The organism is Methylomagnum ishizawai (assembly GCF_019670005.1).
Classification (GTDB): domain Bacteria; phylum Pseudomonadota; class Gammaproteobacteria; order Methylococcales; family Methylococcaceae; genus Methylomagnum; species Methylomagnum ishizawai.
The window spans coordinates 226,120-251,810 of the sequence record NZ_AP019784.1; the positions used below are offsets into that span (position 1 = coordinate 226,120).

Below are 25,691 nucleotides of genomic sequence, written 5' to 3' on the forward strand. Positions count from 1 at the left end.
CGGCTTCAACAACCCACCCAAGGAATCCCCATCATGCAAACCCTCGATCTGGCCGGCATCGGCATCGGTCCTTTCAATCTCAGCCTCGCGGCCTTGCTGGCCCCCGTGCCCGGCGTCCGCGCCCGGTTCTTCGAGCGGCGCCCGGCGTTCGACTGGCATCCCGGCATGATGCTGCCGGGTACCCGGATGCAGACGTCCTATCTCAAGGATTTGGCGACCCCGGTCGATCCGACCAGCCCCTATGGATTCCTGTCCTATCTGGTGGAAAAGGGGCGGTTCTACCGTTTCGTCAACGCCGATTTCCCCAGGGTCAGGCGGGTCGAGTTCGCCGATTACCTGCGCTGGGCGGCGGAGCGGGTGCCCAACCTGGGCTTCGGCCAGGGCGTGCGCGGGGTGGAATTCGACGGGCGGGGTTTCCGGCTGTCCCTGGGCGATGGCCGGGCGGTGGCGGCCCGGCATCTGGCGGTCGCCACCGGCATGGCCCCGCACGTCCCGCCCTGGGCGGAACGGCATCTGGGCAAGCAGTGTTGGCACAGCCACGGCTACATGAACGCCGAATTCCCGGTGGAGAACCGCCGGGTGGCGATCATCGGCGGAGGCCAGAGCGGGGCCGAGATTTTCCTGGAACTGATGGCCGGGGCGCGGGGCCGGGCGGCGGAAGTGACTTGGATCACCCGCAGGCCCAACCTCGATCCCTTGGACGAGACCGCCTTCATCAACGAGTATTTCACCCCGGATTACCTGCGCCATTTCCACCGCTTGCCGGAGGGGCGGCGCTCGGCCCTGGCGTGTTCGCAGAAGCTCACCGGCGACGGGGTTTCGCCCGTCACCTTGCAGGAATTATCCCAATACCTCTACGAGCGCGATTTCCTGGCCGGGGACGCCGCCACGCCCTACCGCATCCTGCCCCAGCGCGAGGTCTACCTGATGGGGCGGGAGCCGGGCGGCTTCCACCTCCGCATGAACAACGGCTTCAACCATGGCGAGGAAGCGGCGTCCGCCGATCTGGTCATCCTCGCCACCGGCTACCGCTACGCCTTGCCGGATTGCCTGGCGGCGCTGACCCCCGCCCTGTCGCTGGACCCGGAAGGTTTCCCCCGGCTGGCGGAGGATTATTCCGCCCAATGGGACGGCCCGCCGGAACACCGCATCTATATGCTGAACGCGGGCCGCAACAGCCATGGCGTCGCCGACGCCCAACTCAGCCTGGCGGCCTGGCGTTCCGCCGTGATCGTCAACAGCGTGGTGGGCCGGGAGGTGTACGCCACCGAGCCGTGTCCTTCGCCCTTGACCTGGGCGGGTACCCAGCCCGGCGGACGCTGCGAATCCCAACCCGCCGCGAGGCTGTGTTCGTCCTGAATCCCCATCGGGCCGGCGGCCCCGGCCACCACCAACCGGAGGGGCGCGGTTGTTCCGGTGGCGGGCGGGTCTTGCGCAGATAAATGATAATGATTATCATTAAATCACACTGTAATCCCTGAATCCCGACCGGAGCCAAGCCGATGAACCCGATCTCCTTCTCCCATGTGTTTCCCGCCGGACCACGGATCGACCTGCGGTTGGAAGCGGGCGCTGTGCGGGTCCGGTTTGATGGCGAACCCGTTTTGAGCGGGCGTTTGCAAACCCCGGAGGGCGGCGCACCGGCCGTGGCCTGTTTGGATTGGCCCGAAGTCCAGGTGGAGCCCTTCTGGTTGGGCGCGGCCCTGGCGGGCTTGTTCGAGGCGATGCCGGGCCTGGACCGGGTGGAATGGGCGGCGGACGGGCCGCACGCCCTGGTCGAAGCGCTCTGCCGCCATGGCTTCGCGCTCAAACCGGAAACACCGGGCGCGGCCATCGCCTGTCCGCGTGGCTGGGTGCGGCAACGCGCCGAGCTGTGGCTGGCCCAGCCCCGCGAGACGGTGTTTCCGCTGCGCTATGCCATGAGCGGGGGCAAGCGCCATCCCCTGCGGCCACCGATCCAGCCCGGCGAGGTCTACCGCCGTCCCATCCCGGCGCTGGGGAGCCTGCTGTCGTTGCGGACCCTCGACCCGGAACGCGACCTCGACACTTTCCACCGCTGGATGAACACCCCCCGCGTCGCCCATTTCTGGGAGCTGGAAGGCGGTTTGGAAGACCATCGGCGCTATCTGGACAAGGTTTTGGCCGATGCCCATATGCATCCGGTGCTGGGATGCTTCGATGGCGAACCCTTCGGCTATTTCGAGCTGTATTGGGCCAAGGAGGACCGCATCGCGCCGTATTACGGCGTGGACGACTACGACCGCGGCCTCCACATGCTGGTGGGCGAGGAACGCTTCCGGGGACCGCACCGGGTGGCGGCCTGGCTGCCCTCGCTGGCGCATTACCTGTTCCTGGACGATCCCCGCACCCACAACGTGGTGGCCGAACCCCGCGCCGACAACGCCAAAATGATCGGCTACCTGCAACAGGCCGGTTTCCACAAGGCCAAGGAATTCGATTTCCCGCACAAACGCGCCGCCCTGATGGTGTTGCCGCGCGAAGTGTTCTTCGACCCATTCTGCCCCTGACCGGGCCGGCCCGCGTTCCTTCTGTCGGCATGGAGCTAGGGCGTTCACCGTGGTGGTAGGTGGCTGGGTGAACGCTTTTTTTTTAGGGCGCCGGCGGAATAGGCAGGCTTCCCATGGCCCGTGGAAGGGCCACAGCGGTACCGATTGCGATTCAATGCAACCAAAGAGGACAAGCCCATGAGTTTCGATAGCGAAGATACGGTGTTCCGGGTGGTGGTGAACGAAGAGGAGCAGTACTCCATCTGGCCGGACTACAAGGAAATCCCGCCGGGTTGGCGGGAGGCCGGCAAGACCGGCTTGAAGCAAGAATGCCTGGAATACATCGAGCGGGTCTGGACCGATATGCGGCCCTTGAGCCTGCGCCGGTATATGGAAGTCCAAGGCCAATGAAGCTGTTCTGCTTTCCCTATGCCGGGGCCAGCGCGACGGTCTATGCCCGCTGGCGGCGCTGCTTGCCGGGCTGGCTGGAAGTGAAGCCGGTGGAACTGCCGGGGCGCGGGATGCGTTTCGGCGAGCCCTTGCAATCCGGGCTGGACGCCCTGGCCGGGCAACTGGCCGACGAACTGCGGCCCGCGACCGGCGGCCGCTACGCCTTGTTCGGCCATAGCCTCGGCGCTTTGCTGGCCTTCGAGGTGGCGCACCGGCTGGCGGCCGGGCCGGGCGGGGCACCGTCGGGACTGTTCGTGTCCGGTACCCACGCCCCCAGCCGCCGCGATGCCGCCCGCTATGCCGGGCTAAGAACCGACCGGGAATTGATCACCGAACTGCGCAGGCTCAACGGCACCCCGCCGGAAGTGCTGGACAACCCCGATCTCCTGGCCTTGGCCCTGCCGGTGTTGCGGGCCGATTTCGCGCTGTGCGCGGATTACCGCCATCGGTCCAGGCCGCCACTGGACTGCGCCCTGCACGTCTTCGGCGGAACGGAGGACGAAACCACCCCGGACACCCTCGGCGCTTGGCGGGAAGAAACCCGCGGCGATTTTTCCCTGGATATCCTGGAGGGCAACCACTTCTTCATCCACCCGCGCGAGGCACAGGTGCTCGGTCTGATCCAGCGCTATGCGGAACGGCTGGCCGGGGGGGAACGCCCATGACCGACCCGATCCGATGGGCCGGGTCCGATCTGGAAACCGGACCCTTGTTCGCGGAACGCGCGTTGCCGCTGCTGGTGAGTCCCGGTAGCGGCGATCCCAGGCTCGCCGCCTATCTGTCCCGGTTATGGGCGCTGGCGGAAAGCCGGTTATACCGCCATGGCGGTTTGTTGTTCCGCGGTTTCCAGGTCGATAGCGTCGAGGAATTCCGCGCCTTCGCGGAAGGCTTCGGCCATCCGCTGCTGGGCTACGACTTCGGCTCCACGCCGCGTACCCAAGTGGGCGAAGGGATTTACACCTCCACCGAATACCCGCCCCACCAAGCCATCCCCCTGCACAACGAACAGGCCTACACCCGCGAATGGCCGATGAAAATCTGGTTCCACTGCGCGGTCGCGGCCCGGCGCGGCGGCGCAACCCCCATCGCCGACAGCCGCGCCATCTATTCCCGGATCGATCCCGGCTTGCGCGAGCGCTTCGCGGCCAAGGGCGTGATGTACGTCCGCAATTACGGCAATGGCCTGGATGTGCCCTGGACCCAGGTGTTCAACACCCAGGACCGCGCCCAGGTCGAGGCGTATTGCCGGACCCATGGCATCGCCTGCGAATGGAAGGACGACGGCGGGCTACGCACCCGCCAAGTCTGCCAAGGCGTGGCGCGGCATCCGGTGACGGGAGATCGGGTGTGGTTCAACCAGGCCCATTTGTTCCATGTCTCCAACCTGGAACCCGAGGTCCGGGAAACCCTGTTGGAAGTCCTGGACGAGGCGGACCTGCCGCGCAACGCCTATTACGGCGACGGGACGCCCTTGGAGGCTGCGGCGCTGGCCGAAATCCGGGGCGTTTTGGACCTGGAAACCCTGAGCTTTCCTTGGCGGGAAGGCGATGTGCTGATGCTGGACAACATGCTGGCCGCCCATGCCCGCGCCCCCTTCGAGGGACCGCGCCGGGTGGTGGTGGCGATGGCCGAGCCTTGGGGCTTGCGACCTGAAACCTGAGACCTGGAACTGTAGGCCGGGAGATTTTCCTTGGTCTCCGGCCTCCAGCCTAATGAGAGATGCGATGAACCCTCCTTCCCACGCCAACCACTTCGTCGAATTGCTGCGCTGGCGGGCCGATGCCCATCCCGAGCGGACCGCCCTCTATTGCCTGGACGGGGACGGGGCCGCCCTCCAACACCGCTACGCCGACCTGGACCTCCGGGCCAGGGCCGTGGCCGCCCGGCTGCAAGCCGCGGTCGCGCCGGGCGAGCGGGCCGTGATCCTGCTGCCCAGCGGGGCTGGATATGTCGAGGCGTTCCTGGGCTGCCTATACGCCGGGGTGATCGCGGTCCCGGCCTATCCGCCCGAATCCCCGCGGCCCCAGCATGTGCGGCGCCTCGCCGCCATCCTCGCCGATGCCCGGCCCCGCGTGGTCCTGACCGCGGCGGCGCTGCTGGATACCCTGCGCCCGGCCTTGGCCGATGCCGCCGCCGGGGACGCGCCGGAATTCATCGCGGTGGACGCCATCGCTTCCGAATGGGCCGGGGCTTGGCGGGACTTCGCCCCGCGCCCGGAAGCCATCGCCTTCCTGCAATACACCTCCGGCTCCACCGCCACGCCCAAGGGCGTCATGGTGGGCCACGCCAACCTGATGGCGAATGAACAAGCCATCCAGCGCCGTTTCGCCATCGGCGGCGCGGATACCTTCGTCAGTTGGCTGCCGCTCTACCACGACATGGGCTTGGTGGGGGGACTCCTGCAACCGCTCTACAGCGGCATCGCCGTGGCCTTGATGTCGCCCCGGCAGTTCCTGGAACGCCCGGTGCGCTGGCTGGAAGCCGTCTCGCGCTTCGGCGGCACCGTGAGCGGCGGTCCCAATTTCGCCTTCCAACTCTGCGCCGAACGGGTGTCGGCAGCCCAAGCCGCCGGGCTGGACCTCACAAACTGGCGGCTGGCGTTCTGCGGGGCCGAGCCGGTGCGCCGCGCCACCCTGGACGCCTTCGCCGCCCAGTTCGGGGCTTGCGGCCTGAAGCCCCAGGCACTCTATCCCTGCTACGGTCTGGCCGAGTCCACCTTGTTGGTCGCGGGAGGCCAACCCGGCGGCGGGGTCGCGTCCCAGACCTTCGATCCCGCCGCGCTGGCCGGACACCGCGCCGAGCCGATGGCGGGCGGGGTCGAACTGGTCGATTGCGGCTGGGTCCAGGACGGCCATGAACTCGGCCTGTTCGATCCCGCCAGCGGCGAACCCGTGGCGCGGGGGAGCATCGGCGAAATCTGGCTGTCCGGTCCCAGCGTGGCCCAAGGCTATTGGCGGAACCCGGCGGCGACGGCGGCAAGCTTCCCCGTCCATGCGGGCAAATCCTGGCTACGTACCGGGGATTTGGGCTATCTCGACGCGGACGGGCATGTGTTCGTCACCGGCAGGCTCAAGGATGTGATCCTGGTCCGGGGCCAGAACCTCTATCCCCAAGATATCGAACAGGCGGTCGAGGAACAGGTGGAATTGATCCGCAAGGGCCGGGTCGCGGCCTTCGCCGTGGAGGTCGAAGGCCGGGAAGCCATTGGCATCGCCGCCGAGGTCAGCCGCAACATCCAGAAACTGGTGCCGCCGGAAACACTGTTCCAGGCCCTCGGGGCAGCGGTGGCGGAAACCTTCCAGGAACCGGCCTGCGTCATCCTCTTGCTCCAACCCGGAGCCCTGCCCAAGACCAGCAGCGGCAAACTGCAACGCGCCGCCTGCCGATCCGGTTGGCGCGATGGGAGCCTCGACAGCTATGCCGTGTATGAGGCCGGAGGTTTGGGGCTGGAGGCCGTGGGATTAGGCGAAGCGGACTCGTCGCGCCCCAAATCCCCAGGCTCCAGCCTCCAGCCTAAAATCGCCGCGGCTTGGCGCGAAATCCTGGGCCTTGCCGAAATCGGGCCGGCCCAAAGCTTCTTCGGCCTGGGCGGCAACTCCATCGACGCGGCCCGGCTGCTGGCCCGGTTGCAAGATGAATTAGGGATCGACCTGGAACCGGGGCTGCTGTTCGAGGCTTCCACCCTGGACGAATTCGCGGCACGGGTCGAGGGTTTGCTCGCCCAGGCCGGAACGGGCCGGATCGCGCCGATCCTGCCCGTGGCGGGCGACGACCGCCTGCCCCTCTCCCCCGGCCAGGAAGCCCTGTGGTTCCTGGCCCGGCAGGAAGCCGACAGCACGGCCTACCATATCGGCGGCGGCTTGCGCCTGTCCGGTCCCTTGGACCCGGACGCCTTGCGCCGCGCCTTCGATCATTTGGCGCTCCGCCATGCCAGTTTGCGGACCCGTTTCCAGGCCGGTGAGGATCGCCCTTGCCAACGCATCGATCCAGACGGGCGGGTGGCGTGGTCGCTGGCCCCGGATTCCGCCGCCGCCAGCGCCGCCATCGGCCAACCCTTCGATTTGGAGCGCGGCCCCTTGTGCCGCGCCATCCTGGTCCGGGTGGCGGAGGATATCCATGAACTGTGGTTGGGCTGGCATCATCTGATCGCCGATGGCCGCTCGGTGGAGCGGTTGTTGGCGGAACTGGCCGAATGCTACGCCGCCGCCCGCGCAGGACGCGCTCCCCGCCTCCCGGAATTACCGATCCGCCACGCCGATTTCGCCGCTTGGCAACGCTCCCGGCTGGACGCGGGGGCGTGGGACGGGCCACTCGCCTATTGGACCGAGCGCCTGGGTGGCGAACCCCCGGTGCTGGAACTGCCCGCCGACCGGACCCGTCCCGCCGTGCCCAGCCCGCGCGGCGGACGGGTGGCATTCCAGATCGAGCGGGATTTGGGCGGGCGGCTGGCCCAACTGGCGCGGGCGGAAGGCGCGACCCTGTTCATGGCGTTGCTGGCCGGCTTCCAAGCGCTGTTGTACCGCTACACCGGACAGCGCGACCTCTGGGTAGGCGTGCCCCACGCCCAGCGCGACCGGGCGGAAACCCAAAACTTGGTCGGCTATTTGGTGAACCTGCTGGTAGTGCGGGTCGAGGTGGACGGCGGCACCGATTTCCGTGGCCTGCTGGCCCGGACCAAAGCCGCCGCCCTGGAGGCCCAAAACCACGCCGACCTCCCGTTCGGACGCTTGGTGGAAGCTTTGCGCCCGGAGCGCGGCCCGCGACGCAATCCCTTGTGCCCAGTCGCCTACAACCATCAGCGGTTGGATTTCTCGCCTTTGGAGAACGGGACCGGCTGGCGGGTCGAGCGGCTCGATTGGGACGGCGGCGCGGCCCAGTTCGACCTCGCTTTGGACACCGAAGAAGACGCGGCGGGGAATCTCGGTGGCGTGTTCACCTATGCCGCCGATCTGTTCGAGCGGGCCACGGTCGAGCGCCTATGCGGCCATTTCCTGGGGTTGCTGCGGCGACTGGCCGGACATCCCACCCGTCCGCTGGGTGCCGTGGCCTTGCTGGGCGCGGAGGAACAAAACCGGCTCGCGGCCTGGAACACCTGGGAACGGCGTTGGGCACCCGTGCCGGTACACGAGTTGTTCCGGCAACAGGCCGAGGCGCGGCCCGCCGCCCTGGCCGTGGTGGACGGGGAACGGCGCTTGGGCTATGGCGAACTGGAATCCCGCGCCAACCGGCTGGCACAGCGGCTGATCCGGTTGGGCGCGGGGCCGGAGCGCGGGGTCGGGCTGTTGTTGCCGCGCTCGGCGGAGATGTTGGTCGCGATGCTGGGCGTGCTCAAATCCGGCGCGGCCTTCTTGCCGCTGGACCCGGACGCGCCCGCCGGACGGCGTTCCCAATTGCTCCGGGAGGCCGGCGTCGGCATCCTGGTGATCGACCGGGACGGCGGTGGGCATGGGGATATGCCCACCCTACGGATGGGCGCGGAGGGTGCGGACGAACCGGAAACCGCGCCGCGGATATCCATCCATCCCGAGCAACTGGCCTATCTCATCCATACCTCCGGCTCCACCGGCCAACCCAAGGCCGTGGCGGTTTCCCATGGCGCGTTCGCCCGGCATATCCAGGCGGCGGGAGCCTTGTACGGCTATGGCTGCGATGATGTGGCCCTGCATTTCGCCGCCTTCGGTTTCGATGCGGCGATGGAGCAATGGGCCGCGCCGCTGACCCATGGCGCGGGCTTGGTCCTGGGCCGGCCCGGTTGGACCGGCGCGGACACCGCCGCCGCCATCGCGCGGCATGGCGTCACCGTGATCTATCCGCCGACGCCGCATCTCGTGCACTTGGCCGACAGCCTGGAAGCCCAGGGCCGGCACCTGTCCTTGCGCATCTGCACCGTGGGCGGCGAAGCCGTGCCCCAGGACAGCGTGGACAAAATCCGCCGGGTCTTGCGCCCTGGGCGCCTCATCAACGGCTACGGTCCCACCGAAACCGTCGTCACCCCGCTGGCCTGGGTGGCGGGCCCGGACACGCCTTGCACGACGGCCTACGCGCCTATCGGCCAGATTTTCGGCGAGCGCACCGCTTACGTGCTGGACGGCGACCTCAACCCGGTCCCGGTGGGCGTGGCGGGCGAGTTGTACATCGGCGGGCCGTGCTTGGCGCGGGGCTATCTGGACCGGCCCGGAGCCAGCGCCGAACGCTTCGTCCCCGATCCTTTCGGCACGGCGGGCGGGCGTTTGTACCGCACCGGCGACCGGGTGCGCCGCCTGCCCGATGGCACGGTGGAATTCCTGGGCCGGGTCGATCAACAAATCAAGCTGCGCGGCTACCGTATCGAACCGGGCGAGATCGAAGCGGCGCTTTCGGCCTTGCCCGGCGTCCGCGAAGCCGTGGCGATGCTGCGGGAGGAGCGGGGCCGGCCTTATCTCGCGGCCTATGTGGCGGCGGATACGGGGACGGAACCCGACCGGCTCAAAGCCCAACTGGCCGGGCATCTGCCGGAATATCTGGTTCCGGGCCGCATCGTGCGGCTGGACGCGCTGCCGCGCACCCGCCATGGGAAAGTGGACCGCGCCGCCCTGCCGGTCCCGGAATCCGCCGGAGAGGCGGGCTACATCGCCCCGCGCACCGAGGCGGAACGGCGATTAGCCGCGATCTGGCAAGACCTCCTGGGGCTGGAACGGGTCGGCGTCGCCGATAACTTCTTCGAACTGGGCGGGGATTCCATCCTGTCGATGCAGGTGGCAGGCCGGGCGCGACAGGCCGGTTTGCTATTCGCGCCCAAGGACTTGCTGCGTTGCCAGACGATTGAAGCCTTGGCGCGGATGGCCGTCGTATCCGCCGAAGCCGTGCCGCCCGAATCCGGTCCCGTTGCGGGCGAGGTGCCGCTCACCCCGATCCAGGCCGAATTCTTCGCCCTCGCCATTCCGAACCGCCATCACTGGAACCAAGCTTTGTTGCTCGAAGTACGGCGGCCCCTGAATCTTGAGCATCTGCGGGAGACTATCGACAGCCTTCCCGCCCGACACGACAGCTTGCGGCTGCGCTATGCGGGCTTGGAAGAAGCGGACGGCCCATCCCGGCCCGTTCAGTTTTACGCCGAGCCGGAAGCCACGGAACTGCTTTGGGTCCGCGCCGCCGCCGATGCCCAGGATATCGAACGCATCGCCCAGGAAGCCCAGACCCGCCTGGATTTGGAACGTGGGCCGCTGCTGCGGGCGGTGTATTTCCGGCTGGCCGATGGTTCGGAGCGCCTGTTATTGGTCGCCCATCATCTGGTGGTGGACGCGGTGTCCTGGCGCATCCTGCTGGAGAACCTGCAAGCCGAATACGCCCGGCTTGAGACCGGAAACCCGCCGCCACCCTCCCCGAATCCCGCGCCCAGCTTCCAAGCCTGGGCCAAGCGCTTGGCCGATTACGCCCAAGGCGCGGAACTCCGCGCCGAAATCGGCTATTGGGAAAATGAGTTGCGCGATGCCCCGCCGCTGTTTGTCCCCGATCACCCCGAAGCTCCGGGCCTGGCCCGCCACCGCGCCACCCTGGAATCGCGGCTGGACCCCGCCACGACCGACGCCCTATTGCAGGCGGCCCATCACGCCTACCGGACCCGCGCCCATGAATTGCTGATCGCCGCCCTGGCGCGGGCGCTGTGCCGCCATGGCGACCAGGCCGAGACCCTGCTGGAATTGGAAGGCCATGGCCGCGTGGACTTGTTCCCGGAACTCGACCCCGGCCAGACCGTGGGCTGGTTCACCAGCGTCCATCCGGTGCGGCTGGGCCGCGCCGCCGACCTGGGCGCGTCGATCCGGTCCGTCAAGGAGCGTTTGCGCCAGGTTCCGCACCAGGGGCTAGGCTATGGCCTGCTCAAACATCTGGCCCCGGACGATCTCCGCGCCCGGATCGCGGCCTTGCCCCGGCCCGCCGTCACCTTCAACTATCTGGGCCGGTTCGACGCCAGTTTCGATCCGCAAACAGCGCTGTTCCTGCCCGCGCCGGAGGACATCGGGCTGGAACGCGACCCCGACGCCCCGCTCGCCAACGAGTTGGAAATCAACGCCCAGGTCTACGCCGGAAGCCTGCGCCTGGAATGGCGCTACAGCCGGGAGCGCTACCGGGAAGCCACGATCCGCGCCTTGATGGACGGGTTCCACGCGGAATTGCGGGCGGTGCTGGAACATTGCGCCAGCGGCGTCCACGGCCTCGCGCCCGCCGATTTCCCACTGGCCGGTTTGACCCAGGATCAGCTCGACGCCCTGCCGCGGCCCGCCGGGATCGAGGATATCTATCCGCTGTCGCCGATCCAGCAGGGCATCCTGTTTCACGCCCTGCAACTGGGCCGGGACGATCCTTATTTCTATCAGCGGGCGTTCCTGTTGGAAGGCGCGTTGGACCCCGACGCCTTCGCCGCTGCGTGGCGGGCCGTGGTCGCCCGCCATCCGGCGTTGCGCTCGGCCTACCGCTGGGACGACCGCCCGGTATGGATTGTCGGCAAGCGGCGGGAGCTGGCACTGGCGGCGCAGGATTGGCGCGATCTGCCGGAACCGGAGCAATGGCAACGGCTGGCGGGCTTGATCGGGGCGGAACGGGAGCGCGGATTCGATTTCGCCGGGGAGCGTGGTTTCGGCCTGCACCTGCTGCGGGTGGCGGAGCGCCGCCATTGGCTGTTGTGGAGCCATCACCATATCGCCATGGACGGTTGGAGTTTGGGGCTGGTGTTGCGCGATTTCCTGCGGGCTTACCGCCATGGGCCGGTGTTCGAGCGACCGATCCCGGATTGCGCCGATTACGTCCGGTGGCTGCTGAATCCAGACCGGCCCGCCGCCCTGGACCATTGGCGCGGACAACTGGCGGATTGGGACCAAGCCACGTCCTTGCCGTTGCCCGCCGCGCCGGGGACCGAGGCCACGGGTTATGAAGAGCACGCTTTCCGGCTGGATGCCGCGGACACCGCCCGTTTGCGTACCGCCGCCCATGGCTTGGGCGTCACGCCCGGCACTTTGTTGCAAGCCGCCCACGCCTTGCTGTTGGGCCGCCACGCCGACAGCGGCGAGGTGGTGTTCGGCCTCACCGTGTCCGGGCGCTCCGCCGCCGTACCGGGGATGGAGGAGCGGGTGGGCTTGTTCATCAACACCTTGCCGCTACGGGTGAGGCTCGACCCGGCCCGCAACGTCGGCGACTGGCTGCGCGACCTGCAAGCCCAGGCCGCGGAACTGCATCGCCATGAAGCCACGTCCTTGGCGGATATCCAAAAGGCCAGCGCCATCGTCGAAGGCGCGGCCCTGTTCGAGAGCATCCTGGTGTTCGAGAACTACCCCCTGGACGCGGCTTTGCAGCGCCAGGACGGCCCCTTGCGGATCGACCTGCTGGATCGCCACGCACCGGAAGGCTGTTTGGACCATGGCCGGGGCCGCAACAATTATCCCCTGAGCCTGATCGCCCATTGGGGCGTGACCTTGGACCTGACCTATTCCGGCCAGCGCCGGCGGTTCCAGCCAGGGGCGATGGCGGTGCTGGCCGGACGCTTGCGGTTCCTGCTGGAACAATTGACCGCGGTGCCGGAACGCCACCTGGGCAATATCCGCTTGGCCCGGCCCGGCGAGGCCGCCACGCTGCTGGGGGAAGCCTGGACCCCGGCCCACCCCGATGTGCTGGCGGCGTGGCGGTTCCAGGTTGAACTCGATCCCGGAGCGGTGGCGGTGCGCGACGGAAGGCGCAGCCTGTCCCGCGCCGAACTGGACGCCGCTTCCAACCGGCTGGCCCGCGCCCTGTTGGCGCGGGGCGTGCGGCCCGAAACCCGTGTCGGCGTCTACCTGGAACGCTCGGTGGAGCTGGCCGTGGCCCTGCTCGGCATCCTCAAAGCGGGCGGGGTTTATCTACCCCTGGATACCGGCTTGCCGGCGGCGCGGCTCCAAACCCTCTTGGCCGCTGCCGGAGCCCCTATCGTACTGGGCCGGGCGCAACCCGCATGGCTGCGGGAATCCGGCCTGGAAATCCTGGACCCGGAAGCGCCCGGATTGGCCGAACTCAGCCCCGCGCCGCTGGCCACCCCGATCCAACCCGGCCTAGCGGCCTATCTCATCTACACCTCCGGTTCCACCGGCACACCCAAGGGCGTGCTGGTCGGCCACGGTGCTTTGAACCATTACGTGCAGGGCGTCCTGCACCGGCTCCAACCTTGGCCGGAAGGCACGCTGGCGATGGTGTCCACCCCCGCCGCCGACCTGGGCCATACCGTGTTGTTCGGTGCCCTGTGTGGCGGGCGCACCTTGTATTGCGTGCCGCCGGACTGCGCCGCCGATCCCGACCGTTTCGCCGCCGCCCTGGCCGGGGAACGGGTGGCGGCGCTCAAAATCGTGCCCGGCCTGCTGCGCGGCCTGTTGCAAGCGGCCCGGCCCGCCGACGCCCTGCCGGAACGGCTGTTGATCCTGGGCGGGGAAGCCTGTCCTTCCGAACTGGTCGAGACCGTGCGGCGGCTGAAACCGGGCTGCCGTATCGTCAACCATTACGGTCCCACCGAAACCACGGTCGGGGCGCTGACCCACGAACCGGAAACCGGGGCGCTCGCCGCCGCCACCTTGCCGATAGGCCGTCCTTTGCCGGGCGTCCAGGTCCACATCCTGGACCGCGATTTGAACCCGCTGCCGGAAGGCGTGCCGGGCGAGCTTTACATCGGCGGTCCCGGCGTGGCGCGGGGTTATCTCGGATCGCCCGGCGCGACCGCCGAGCGCTTCGTTGGCCTGGGGCTGGAGGCCGGAGGCCGGGGGCTTGAGCAAAGCCATCCGCCTTCTTCCCCAAGCCTCGGGTCTCAAGTCCCAGGCCTCCGCTTCTACCGCACCGGCGACCGCGCCCTGCTCAGGGACGGCGTGGTCGAATTCCTGGGCCGCGCCGATGCCCAGGTCAAGATACGCGGCTACCGGGTGGAACCGGAGGAAGCCGCCCGCGCCTTGCGGGCGCTGGACGGCGTGCGCGATGCCGTGGTGGTCGCCGACCTGCCGGCGTCCGACCCCGGACGGACGCGGCTCCTGGGCTATGTCGTGGCGGAAGCGGGCCGAACCGTGGAGGGTCCGGCCCTGTTGGCGGCATTGGCGCGGAACCTGCCCGATTATCTGGTGCCCGCCCTGCTCATTCCCCTGGCGGAAATTCCCCGCACCGCCAACGGCAAGCTCGACCGCAAGCGTCTCCCCAGCCCGGAAGCCCCGCCCCTCGCCCACCTCCCGCCCCGCACCGGAATCGAACGCCGCCTCGCCGATCTCTGGCAAACGGTGTTGAAAGTAGAGCGGGTCGGCGTCACCGACAACTTTTTCGACCTGGGCGGGGATTCCATCCTCAGCCTGCAAGTCATCGCCCGCGCCCGCAAACAAGGCTTGAACCTGACACCCCGGCAGGTGTTCGACCATCCGGTGCTGGCCGATTTGGCCGCGAGCCTGGAGAAGCTTGAAACCGGAGGCCGGAGGCTTGAGGAAAACCCATCGCTTCCTCCCGCAAGCCTCAAGCCTGAGGACTCAAGCCTCTCCTATGGCCAGGAACGCCTGTGGTTCCTGGCGCAGTTGGAACCGGACAGCACGGCCTACCACATCGCGGGGGGGTTGCGCCTACAGGGCCCCTTGGACGGGACCGCCCTGCGCCGGGGCTTCGACGCCCTGGCGGAACGCCACGAGATGCTGAGGACCACGTTCCACGCCGAGGACGGTCGGCCCTTCCTGCGGGTCCATCCGGCTTGGCCCGTGGCTTGGCGGGAGTTCGACCTATGGGCCGGCACCGCCGTCCGCGCCCAGGTCGCCGACTTCCTGTCGCCGCCCTTCGACCTGGAACAAGCCCCGCCCTGGCGGGTGGCCCTGGTCAAGACCGGCGCGGATGCCCATGAACTGTGGCTGGTCTTGCATCATTTGATCGCCGACGGCTGGTCGCTGAACCAACTGCTGGAAGAACTGGCCGAGAGCTACGCCGCCGCCTTGGCAGGACGCGCGGCGAATTTGCCACCACCCACGCTGCGCTATGCCGGGTACGCCCAAACCCAACGCGAATGGTTGGCGGGCGGCGAAGGCGAGCGGCAATTGGCCTATTGGAGGGATCGGCTGGGCGACGAACATCCGGTGCTGGAACTGCCCTGCGACCATCCCCGTTCCGCCACCACCGGACGGCGCGGGGCCAAGCATAGGTTCCAGTTGCCGCCGGAACTGGCCGGAAATCTGAAAAGCCTGGCCCGGCGCGAGGGCGCGACCCCGTTCATGGCGCTGCTGGCGGTATTCCAGGCGCTGCTCTACCGCCACACGGGACAGCGGGAATTCCGGGTGGGCGCGCCCGTCGCCCAGCGCGACCGGTTGGAAACCGAAACCGTGGTCGGCTTCTTCGTCAATACCCTGGTGTTGTGCGCCGAGGTGGACGGGCGCGAAGGCTTCCCGGCCTTGCTGGCGAAGGTCAAAGCCACCGTCCTGGAAGCGCAGGAACATTCCGGCTTGCCGTTCGAGCGGCTGGTCGAGGCGCTCAAGCCGGAACGCGGTTTGTATCAGTCGCCGTTGTTCCAGGTCATGTACAACCACCAGAAGCGGGATTTTTCCGTCCTGGATCGACTGCCGGGACTCCGCGCCGAACGCATCGAGCTTGAAGCCTTCGCGGCCCAGTTCGATTTGAGCCTCGCCACCGAGGAAGACGCATCCGGCACGATTTCCGGCGTGTTCGCCTATGCCGCCGAGGTGTTCGAGGCGGACACCATCGCCCGGCTGGCCGATCATTTCCTGCGCTTGCTGGCGGCATGGACCCTCCATCCTGAGCGTCCCTTGGGCGGGATCGGCTTGCTGGACGCCGCCGAGCGGGCGCGGCTGGCGGCCTGGAACGCCACGGCCCGGCGCTACCCGGACCCCGCGCCCGTCCACGAGCGCATCCGCCGCCGGGCCGAGGCCCGGCCCGAAGCCCCGGCCCTGCTGTGGGGTTCGGAGGTGGTGAGCTACGGCGGATTGGAACGCCGCGCCAACCGGCTGGCCCACCGGCTGGTCCGGCTGGGGGTGGGGCCGGACGCCCTGGTCGGGGTGGCGCTGGAGCGCCGCCCGGAACTGGTGGTGGCCCTGCTGGCGGTCCTCAAGGCGGGCGCGGCCTATGTGCCGCTGGACCTGGACTACCCGGCGGAACGGCTGGCCTACATGCTGGCGGATTCCGGCGTGGGGATCGTGCTGGCCGGGGGCGGGGCGTCCATCGCTGCCCTTGGCAGCGACGGCGGGCTACGGATTTTGGACCTGGACGCGCTGGACCTTTCCGCCGAGCCGGACACCGCCCCCGAGGTGCGCGTCCATCCCGGGCAATTGGCCTACGCCATCTACACCTCCGGTTCCACCGGACGGCCCAAGGGCGCGGGCAACACCCACGCCGCCCTCCGCAACCGGCTGGACTGGATGCAGGAGGCCTACCGCCTGGGGCCGGACGACACCGTGCTGCACAAGACCCCGTGCGGCTTCGACGTGTCGGTCTGGGAGTTCTTCTGGCCGCTGCTGGCCGGGGCCAGGCTCGCCATCGCCCCGCCCGGCGCCCACCGCGACCCCGCCCGGCTGGCCGGGTTGATCCGCGACCACCGGGTCACCACCCTGCATTTCGTGCCGTCCATGCTGGCCGAATTCGTCGCCCACGCCGACGACCAGCCCTATCCCGGCCTCAGGCGGATCGTGTGCAGCGGCGAGGCCCTCCCGGCGGAACTCCGGGACCGCGCTTTCCAGCGCTTCCCCGGCGTGGACCTCCACAACCTGTACGGCCCCACCGAGGCCGCCATCGACGTGACCCATTGGACCTGCCGCCCCGCCGACGGCGCGTCCGTGCCCATCGGCCATCCCATCGCCAACCTCGCCCTCCACATCCTCGACGCCGACCTCAACCCGGTGCCGGTGGGCGTGGCCGGGGAACTCTACATCGGCGGGGCCGGGCTGGCGCGCGGCTACCACGGCAGGCCCGGACTCACGGCCGAACGCTTCGTCCCGATGCCGGGGTTCGGGGGGGAATCCGAATCCGCCTCGGGTCCGTCTCCCTCCGGCCTCCGCCTCTACCGCACCGGCGACCGCGCCCGCCGCCGCGCCGACGGGGCCATCGAATACCTGGGCCGCCTGGACCACCAGGTCAAGCTGCGCGGCGTCCGCATCGAACTGGGCGAGATCGAAGCCCGCCTGCTGGCCCAGCCGGGCGTTGCCGAAGCCGTCGCCCTGCTGGCCGACGCCCCCGGCGGACCGCGCCTCGTGGCCTATGCCGCAGGCGAGGGGCTTGCGGTCGAGCCCCTGGCCGGGGCGCTGCGGCGCGAACTGCCCGAGGCCATGGTGCCCTCCCGCATCGTGGCGCTGGACCGGCTGCCGAAAACCCCCAACGGCAAGCTGGACCGCAAAGCCCTGCCGGACCCGGAATGGGCCGGGCGCGAATACCTGGCCCCCCGCACCGACACCGAGCGGCGCCTGGCGGCGCTCTGGCAGGACCTCCTGGGGCTGGAACGGGTGGGGCGGGCCGACGATTTCTTCGACCTGGGCGGGCATTCGCTGCTGGCGGTGCGGATGCTATCCCGCGTCCGTGCCGAGTTGGGCGTCGCCCTGCCCTTGGCCGCCGTGTTCGAGGCCCCGGACCTCGCGGGTTTCGGCCAGCGCGTGGACGGGGCCCGCCCGCCCACCCTGGACGCGGACAGCTTCGCGGCCATGAACGATCTCTTGGAAGAACTGGAGACCCTGCCATGAACCACGCCCAACGCGCCGAAGCCGCGCACCGCCGGGAGGCGGCGGCGCAACACCCAGCCGGCACCGATCCCGAACAGGCCGCGGGTTTGGTCCGCCGCTTCGTGGCCTTGCCGCCCGAGCGCCGCCGCGTGTTCCTGGAACGGCTGGCCGGGCGCGGCATCGATTTTTCCCGGTTGCCCATTCCCATGGGCTTGGCCGGGGACGCTCCGGCACCGCTCTCGCCGGTCCAGCAAGGCTTGTGGTTCCTGGCCCAGTTGGACCCCGACAGCGCCGCTTATCACATCGCCGGGGGATTGCGGCTCCGGGGTCCGTTGGATGCCGCCGCCGTGGGCCGGGCTTTCGACGCGCTGGCCGTGCGCCATAGCGCGCTGCGGACCTGTTTCCAGGCCGTGGACGGCCAGCCGTTCCAGCACATCCAGGCACCGCGCCCGGTGGATATCCGCTATCTGGATTTTTCCACAACGGAGCTTTCCCCAACCGACCATGCCCGCCAGCCCTTCGACCTGGAACACGGCCCGCTGTGGCGGGTGGCCCTGGTCCGCCGCGCCGAGCAAGACCACGAATTGTGGCTGACACTGCACCATCTCATCGCCGATGGTTGGTCCTTGAACCGGCTGTTGGAGGAATTCGCCGAACTCTACGCCGCCGGGCTCGAACACCGCGCCGCCCGCCTGCCGGAACCACCGGTCCGCTATGCCGATTACGCCGCTTGGCAAAGCGCTTGGCTGGACGCGGGCGAACTGGATCGGCAATTGGTCTATTGGACGGCGCGGCTGGACGCCGGGGAGCCGGCCCTGGAACTGCCGCTGGACCGACCCCGCCCGGCGGTGCCCAGCGACCGGGGCGGACGGGTGGCGTTCCGCCTGGACCGCGAACTCGGCGCGGGGCTGGCGGAACTGGCCCGGCGCGAGGGCGCGACCTTGTTCATGGCCCTTTTGGCGGGATTCCAAGCCTTGCTCTACCGCTACACCGGGCAGACCGGGCCACGGGTGGGCGTGGCCGTGGCCACCCGCGATAGGCCGGAAACCGAAACCGTGATCGGCTATTGCGTCAATACCCTGGTGTTCCGCGCCGAAGTGGACGGACGTACCGGGTTCCGCACCTTGTTGGCGCGGGTCAAGGCCGCCACCCTGGATGCCCAGCGCCATGCCGATGTGCCGTTCGAGCGCTTGGTGGAAGCCCTGCGGCCCGAGCGCGGCCTGGGGCGCAATCCTTTGTTCCAAGTGTTGTACAACCATCAGCGGCGCGATTTCGCCGCCCTGGGGCAACGCACCGGCTGGCGGGTCGAGCCGGTCGAACTCGATCACGGCGCGGCGCAATTCGATCTCAGCCTGGATACCGAGGAGGACGCGGCGGGTAATATCGGCGGGGTGTTCACCTATGCCGCCGATCTGTTCGAGGCTTCGACCATCGAGCGGATGCGCGGGCATTTCCTCCACCTGCTGCGGGCCTGGGTGGCGCGGCCCGACCAGCCCTTGGCGGAACTGCCGCTGCTGACCGCGGCCGAGTCGGCGCAACTTTGGGCCTGGAACGCTTGGGAACGCAGGCACGCACCGACCCCGGTGCATGAGTTGATCCGCCGCCAAGCCGAAGCGCGGCCCACCGCCCCGGCCCTGGTCTATGGCGACCTGTGCCTGGGCTATGGCGAACTCGACGCCCGCGCCGACCACTTGGCCCAGGATCTGATCCGCCTGGGCGCGGGACCGGAAACCCCGGTGGCCCTGGCTGTGCGGCGTTCGGCGGAGATGGTCGTCGTCCTGCTGGGCATCCTCAAATCCGGCGCGGCCTATCTGCCGCTGGACCCGGAATCCCCGCCGGAACGCTCGCGGGCCTTGCTGGAAGACGCGGGCGTCCGCTTGCTGGTGGCCGATGCCACCGTAAGGCCGGGATTGGCGCTGCCGCCGGGCGTGGTGGTATTGGAGCTTGAAGCGGGTAGGGCAGGCATGTATTCCATGCCCGCCGAGACATCCGCGAATGGTGGGCCTGGGGACAGGCCCACCCTACGGATTCACCCGGAACAACTGGCCTATCTCATCTACACCTCCGGCTCCACCGGCAAACCCAAGGCGGTGGCGGTGGCGCATGGCCCTTTGTCCATCCATTGCCAAGCCATCGCCGAACGCTATGGCATGACCCCGGACGACCGCGCCCTGCATTTCGCCACCCTCGGCTTCGACGCGGCGGTGGAGCAATGGATCGTGCCGCTGATCGCGGGCGCTTGCCTCGTGGTGCGCGGCCCGGAACTCTGGAGCGCGGAACAGGCGTATACCGCCCTGGTGGAACAAGGTGTGACTTGGTTCGAGATGCCGCCCGCCTATCTGGCCGAAGTGGCGCGGTGGGCGGTGGAGCGCGGCAAGACCCTGCCGCTCAGGGCGTGTTCGGTGGGTGGCGAGGCGGTGCCCAGGGAAACCCTGGACTTGATCCGCCGGGCGGTGGGTGCCGCCCCCATCGTCAACGGCTACGGCCCGACCGAAACCGTCATCACCCCCTTGGTATGGACCGCCGGACCCGAGACCCCTTGCCCGACCGCCTACGCCCCCATCGGCACCCCGGTGGGCGAACGCAGCGCCTATGTGCTGGACGCCGACCTCAACCCCTTGCCGGTGGGGGTGGCGGGCGAACTCTATATCGGCGGCACCGGGCTGGCGCGGGGCTATTGGGGACGGCCCGGACTCACGGCGGAGCGCTTCGTGCCGAATCCCTTCGTGGAGGCCGGAGGCTTGGGGTTCGGGGAAGAAGGGGCAGGAGGTTCCGCAAGCCTCCGGCTCTACCGTACCGGCGACCGCGCCCGTCTGCTGGCCGATGGCTCGGTGGAATACCTGGGCCGCGCCGATCACCAAATCAAGCTGCGCGGCTACCGGATCGAACTCGGCGAAATCGAGGCGGGCTTGTTGGCCCATCCGGCGGTGGTGGAAGCCGTGGCCGTGGTCCATGGCGAAGGATCGGCCAAGCGCCTGCTGGCCTATGTCGTGGCCGGGGCCGGAGCGGATGAACTCAAGGAGCATCTACGCAGCGGCCTGCCCGAATACATGATCCCGGCCCAAATCCTGCGGCTGGACCGCCTGCCGCGGCTGCCCAGCGGCAAGCTGGACCGGAAAGCCCTGCCCGATCCGGAATGGTCCGGCCAGGACGGAACATTCCGCGCCCCCGCCACCGCGGCCGAACAAGCCCTGGCCGCGATCTGGCGCGACGTGCTGGGCCTGGAACGGGTGGGGCTGGATGACAACTTCTTCGAATTGGGTGGCGATTCCATCGTATCGCTACGGGTGGTGAGCCGGGCGCGGCAAGCGGGTTGGGCCATCGCGCCCAAGGATGTATTCCTGCACCAGACCGTGGCGGCGCTCGCGGCCCATGCGGGCACGCTGGACCCGCGCCCTTTGGGCGAACCGAGCGCCAACGCGGCCCAGGGCGTGGTGCCCTTGACCCCGATCCAGGCGGCATTCTTCGAGGAGGAGATACCCAACCGCCAGCACTGGAACCTGTCGCTGCTGCTGGAAACCCGGCGGGCCTTGGATTTGGACGCGCTGGCAACCGCCTTGCGTCATCTGGTCGGGCATCACGACGCGCTGAGGCTGCGCTATCGGGAAGAAGGCGGCGCATGGGTTCAGCGCTATGCCGAAGCCTCCCCATCGGAATTAATGTGGCTGCGGGAAGCCGCCGATGCCCAAGAGATCGAGCGCATCGCCCAGGAAGCCCAGCGCAGCCTGGACCTCCAAGCCGGCCCCTTGCTGCGGGCGGTCCATATCGCCGTGGCCGATGGCAGTTACCGGCTCTTGCTGGTGGCGCATCATTTGGTGGTGGACGGGGTATCCTGGCGCATCCTGCTGGAAGACCTGCGAACGGGCCTGGAAGCTTCAGGCCGTAAGCCGGAGCAAGCAGGCGGTTCCTACGGACGCCAACCTCAAGCCCCAAGCCCCGAATCCCCAGCCTTCAAAACCTGGGCCGAACACCTGCGCGACGAGGCCGCGAGTCCCGCCCGGCTGGCCGAATTGCCCTATTGGGCGGCCCAACTGGCCGGATCGACGCCGTACCTGCCCCAGGATTATCCCGGCCCGCGGGGCTGTTTCGCCGAGGCCGAAACCTACCGTTTGCGCCTGGACCGCGGGGACACCCAGAGGCTCACGCAAGCCGCCCCGCTGGCCTACCGCGCCCGCATCGACGACCTATTGTTGACCGCCCTGGCGCGGACCCTATGCCGTTGGAGCGGCCAGCCGGACCTGTTGGTGGAATTGGAAAGCCATGGCCGGGAGGATCGTTCCGGGGATTTGGACCTGAGCCATAGCGTGGGCTGGTATACCGCCGCCTATCCGGTGCGGCTGCGGCCCGCCGCCGAGCCGGGCCGTGCCATCCAAGCCATCAAGGAACAACTCCGGCAAGTGCCCGGCGGCGGGCAGGGCTATGGCCTCCTGAGATATCTGGCCGCGCCGGAAATCCAGGAAAAACTCCGCGCCGGGCCGCGTCCCTTGGTGTCGTTCAATTATTTCGGCCAATTGCGCGAGGACGAAAGCTGGTTCTTCCCGGCGCGGGAAAGCGCGGGCGACGACCACGACCCCGCCGCGCCACTGCCGTCCTTGCTGGAAATCAACGGCCAGATCTACGGCGGCGAGTTGGAACTGCGTTGGCGCTACAGCCGCGCCCATTACCGGGCCACCACCCTCGCCGTGCTGGCGGAGAAGTATCGGCGCGAATTGCTGGACCTGATCGAGCATTGCCTGGGCGGTGCCCAGGGCGCGACGCCCGCCGATTTCCCGCTGGCCCGGCTCGACCAGGACCGGCTCGACGCCCTGCCCCTTCCGCTGGGCCGGGTGGAAGACCTCTATCCGCTCTCGCCCATGCAGCAGGGTTTGTTGTTCCATGCGCTGTACGCGCCGGAGCAGCAGACCTACGTCAACCAACTGGCGGTGGATATCGAAGGGCTGGAGCCGGAACGTTTCGCCGCGGCGTGGCGGGCAGCCGTGCTACGCCACCCCATCCTGCGTAGCGGTTTCCTGTGGCGCGGGGCGGAAACGCCGTTGCAGGCGGTCCATTTCCAGGTGGAATTGCCGCTCCAAATCCTCGATTGGCGCGGAACGGCCACGCCCGAGCGCCTCGCGGGACTCCGCGCCGCCGAACATGCGCGGGGCTTCGATCTGGCGAATCCGCCCTTGCTGCGCTTGGTGTTGGTCCGCTTGGACCAGGACCGCCACCACCTGATTTGGACCAGCCATCATCTGCTGCTGGACGGTTGGAGTACTTCGTTGCTGCTGGGCGAGGTGATCGGGCGGTATGCGGGGCTGGAGGCCGAAGGTTCCGGTTCCCCAAAGCCCCAAGCCCCAAGCCTCGGGCCGCCTCCTCCGCCATTCCGCGACTACATCGCTTGGCTAGAACAAAAGGACGCCGCGGCGGGAGAACGCTTCTGGCGCGCCCGGCTGGCCTGCTTGGAGGAACCGACCCGGCTGGCCGGGGCTTTGCCCGCGCCGGTCGCGCCCGCTGCCGGGGTGGAACACCTGCGCCTGCCGTTGGAGGCCACCACCACCGCCCTCCTGCGCCGTGGTGCCGAAAGCCAGCGCGTCACTTTGAATACCCTGGTCCAGGCCGCTTGGACGCTGCTGCTGTGGCGCTATACCGGACAGGCCACGGTGGCTTTCGGCGTCACCGTGGCGGGTCGTCCCGCCGAACTGCCGGACGCGGAGCGGATGCTGGGCTTGTTCATCAATACCCTGCCCCTGGTGCAAACCCCGCGTTCCGGGCAGGCGGCGGGAGATTGGCTGCGGGCACTGCAAGCCGACAACCTGGCCCTGCGCGAACATGAATACTTGCCGCTGCACGAAATCCAGCGTTGGCACGGTTTGGGGGCGCGGCCCGGTTCCGGGCAAGCCTTGTTCGATACCTTGCTGGTGTTCGAGAACTACCCCGTGGACCAAGCCTTGCGCGAAGGCGGCGGGCGCTTGCGCTTCGGCGTCCCCATCCATATCGATACCACCCACTACCCCTTGACCTTGAACATCACGCTCGGTGACAGCCTGGGATTGGCTTTCGGGTACGATCCGGCGCATTTCGACGCCGCCGGGGTCGGTCGTATTTCCCGGCATTTCGAGCGGCTGCTGGTCGAACTGGCCACCCATCCTGAGCGTCCCTTGGGCGGGATCGGCTTGCTGGACGCCGCCGAGCGGGCGCGGCTGGCGGCCTGGAACGCCACGGCCCGGCGCTACCCGGACCCCGCGCCCGTCCACGAGCGCATCCGCCGCCGGGCCGAGGCCCGGCCCGAAGCCCCGGCCCTGCTGTGGGGTTCGGAGGTGGTGAGCTACGGCGGATTGGAACGCCGCGCCAACCGGCTGGCCCACCGGCTGGTCCGGCTGGGGGTGGGGCCGGACGCCCTGGTCGGGGTGGCGCTGGAGCGCCGCCCGGAACTGGTGGTGGCCCTGCTGGCGGTCCTCAAGGCGGGCGCGGCCTATGTGCCGCTGGACCTGGACTACCCGGCGGAACGGCTGGCCTACATGCTGGCGGATTCCGGCGTGGGGATCGTGCTGGCGGCGGGGGATGGCTTCGGTGCCGTCCTTGGCGGCGAGGATAGGCATGAGTACATGCCCACCCTACGGGTTTTGGACCTGGACGCGCTGGACCTTTCCGCCGAGCCGGACACCGCCCCCGAGGTGCGCGTCCATCCCGGGCAATTGGCCTACGCCATCTACACCTCCGGTTCCACCGGACGGCCCAAGGGCGCGGGCAACACCCACGCCGCCCTCCGCAACCGGCTGGACTGGATGCAGGAGGCCTACCGCCTGGGGCCGGACGACACCGTGCTGCACAAGACCCCGTGCGGCTTCGACGTGTCGGTCTGGGAGTTCTTCTGGCCGCTGCTGGCCGGGGCCAGGCTCGCCATCGCCCCGCCCGGCGCCCACCGCGACCCCGCCCGGCTGGCCGGGTTGATCCGCGACCACCGGGTCACCACCCTGCATTTCGTGCCGTCCATGCTGGCCGAATTCGTCGCCCACGCCGACGACCAGCCCTATCCCGGCCTCAGGCGGATCGTGTGCAGCGGCGAGGCCCTCCCGGCGGAACTCCGGGACCGCGCTTTCCAGCGCTTCCCCGGCGTGGACCTCCACAACCTGTACGGCCCCACCGAGGCCGCCATCGACGTGACCCATTGGACCTGCCGCCCCGCCGACGGCGCGTCCGTGCCCATCGGCCATCCCATCGCCAACCTCGCCCTCCACATCCTCGACGCCGACCTCAACCCGGTGCCGGTGGGCGTGGCCGGGGAACTCTACATCGGCGGGGCCGGGCTGGCGCGTGGCTACCACGGCAGGCCCGGACTCACGGCGGAACGCTTCGTCCCGGACCCCGCCGGGCCGGGGACGCGCCTCTACCGCACCGGCGACCGCGCCCGCCGCCGCGCCGACGGGGCCATCGAATACCTGGGCCGCCTGGACCACCAGGTCAAGCTGCGCGGCGTCCGCATCGAACTGGGCGAGATCGAAGCCCGCCTGCTGGCCCAGCCGGGCGTTGCCGAAGCCGTCGCCCTGCTGGCCGACGCCCCCGGCGGACCGCGCCTCGTGGCCTATGCCGCAGGCGAGGGGCTTGCGGTCGAGCCCCTGGCCGGGGCGCTGCGGCGCGAACTGCCCGAGGCCATGGTGCCCTCCCGCATCGTGGCGCTGGACCGGCTGCCGAAAACCCCCAACGGCAAGCTGGACCGCAAAGCCCTCCCGGACCCGGAATGGACCGGGCGCGAATACCTGGCCCCCCGCACCGACACCGAGCGGCGGCTGGCGGCGCTCTGGCAGGACCTCCTGGGGCTGGAACGGGTGGGGCGGGCCGACGATTTCTTCGACCTGGGCGGGCATTCGCTACTGGCGATGCGGCTGGCGGGCCAGATCAAACAGGCGCTGGGCGTGGATTTGTCGGTACGCCAAGTCTTCGATCATTCGGAATTGGCCACCCTGGCGCGGGAAATCGACCACCTGCGCCCCGACCCGGACCACGCCTTGGCCGACGCCCTGGCCGAATTGAGCCAACTCACCCCGGAAGCGCTGGCGACTTTGCTGGCCCAAGAGCATCCCTAAGC

6 protein-coding genes and 2 pseudogenes are annotated in these 25,691 nt (G+C 69.0%); all 8 read left to right on the forward strand.

Going from position 1 to position 25,691, the window contains the following annotated elements; translation table 11 throughout:
- Positions 1–33 precede the first annotated feature (33 nt).
- The 8 genes and pseudogenes from K5658_RS21665 (at position 34) to K5658_RS21695 (ending at position 25,689) form a co-directional block, all read left to right on the forward strand.
- The gene (locus tag K5658_RS21665) at positions 34–1,359 is read left to right on the forward strand and encodes a lysine N(6)-hydroxylase/L-ornithine N(5)-oxygenase family protein (RefSeq protein WP_246628683.1); all 1,326 of its coding nucleotides are present in this window, start codon (positions 34–36) and stop codon (positions 1,357–1,359) included.
- A 143-nt stretch (positions 1,360–1,502) separates the two neighbouring features.
- On the forward strand, positions 1,503–2,528 hold the full coding sequence (locus tag K5658_RS21670; protein ID WP_221067135.1) for a GNAT family N-acetyltransferase: 1,026 nt from the start codon (positions 1,503–1,505) through the stop codon (positions 2,526–2,528).
- A 177-nt stretch (positions 2,529–2,705) separates the two neighbouring features.
- Positions 2,706–2,918 carry an MbtH family protein gene (locus K5658_RS21675; protein WP_221067136.1) on the forward strand — a complete coding sequence of 71 codons (213 nt, stop codon included), beginning with the start codon at positions 2,706–2,708 and terminating at the stop codon, positions 2,916–2,918.
- Positions 2,915–3,622 carry a thioesterase II family protein gene (locus K5658_RS21680; protein WP_221067137.1) on the forward strand — a complete coding sequence of 236 codons (708 nt, stop codon included), beginning with the start codon at positions 2,915–2,917 and terminating at the stop codon, positions 3,620–3,622. The genes K5658_RS21675 and K5658_RS21680 overlap by 4 nt, the downstream gene beginning before the upstream one ends.
- Positions 3,619–4,617 carry a TauD/TfdA family dioxygenase gene (locus tag K5658_RS21685; RefSeq protein ID WP_221067138.1) on the forward strand — a complete coding sequence of 333 codons (999 nt, stop codon included), beginning with the start codon at positions 3,619–3,621 and terminating at the stop codon, positions 4,615–4,617. Before K5658_RS21680 ends, K5658_RS21685 begins: the two co-directional genes overlap by 4 nt.
- Positions 4,618–4,681: 64 nt before the next feature.
- Positions 4,682–8,065, forward strand: a pseudogene (locus tag K5658_RS24250) (condensation domain-containing protein); the annotation flags it as partial.
- Between the two features lie 6 nt (positions 8,066–8,071).
- Positions 8,072–17,563: pseudogene (locus K5658_RS21690) on the forward strand (amino acid adenylation domain-containing protein); the annotation flags it as partial.
- Between the two features lie 80 nt (positions 17,564–17,643).
- Positions 17,644–25,689 carry a non-ribosomal peptide synthetase gene (locus tag K5658_RS21695; protein ID WP_221067140.1) on the forward strand — a complete coding sequence of 2,682 codons (8,046 nt, stop codon included), beginning with the start codon at positions 17,644–17,646 and terminating at the stop codon, positions 25,687–25,689.
- Positions 25,690–25,691 lie beyond the last annotated feature (2 nt).

What these genes read in the sequence shown, in the direction of transcription:
- K5658_RS21665 (WP_246628683.1), top strand. Translation starts at nt 34, where the DNA reads ATGCAAACCCTCGATCTGGCCGGCATCGGCATCGGTCCTTTCAATCTC.
- K5658_RS21670 (WP_221067135.1), top strand. Translation starts at nt 1,503, where the DNA reads ATGAACCCGATCTCCTTCTCCCATGTGTTTCCCGCCGGACCACGGATC.
- K5658_RS21675 (WP_221067136.1), top strand. Translation starts at nt 2,706, where the DNA reads ATGAGTTTCGATAGCGAAGATACGGTGTTCCGGGTGGTGGTGAACGAA.
- K5658_RS21680 (WP_221067137.1), top strand. Translation starts at nt 2,915, where the DNA reads ATGAAGCTGTTCTGCTTTCCCTATGCCGGGGCCAGCGCGACGGTCTAT.
- K5658_RS21685 (WP_221067138.1), top strand. Translation starts at nt 3,619, where the DNA reads ATGACCGACCCGATCCGATGGGCCGGGTCCGATCTGGAAACCGGACCC.
- K5658_RS21695 (WP_221067140.1), top strand. Translation starts at nt 17,644, where the DNA reads ATGAACCACGCCCAACGCGCCGAAGCCGCGCACCGCCGGGAGGCGGCG.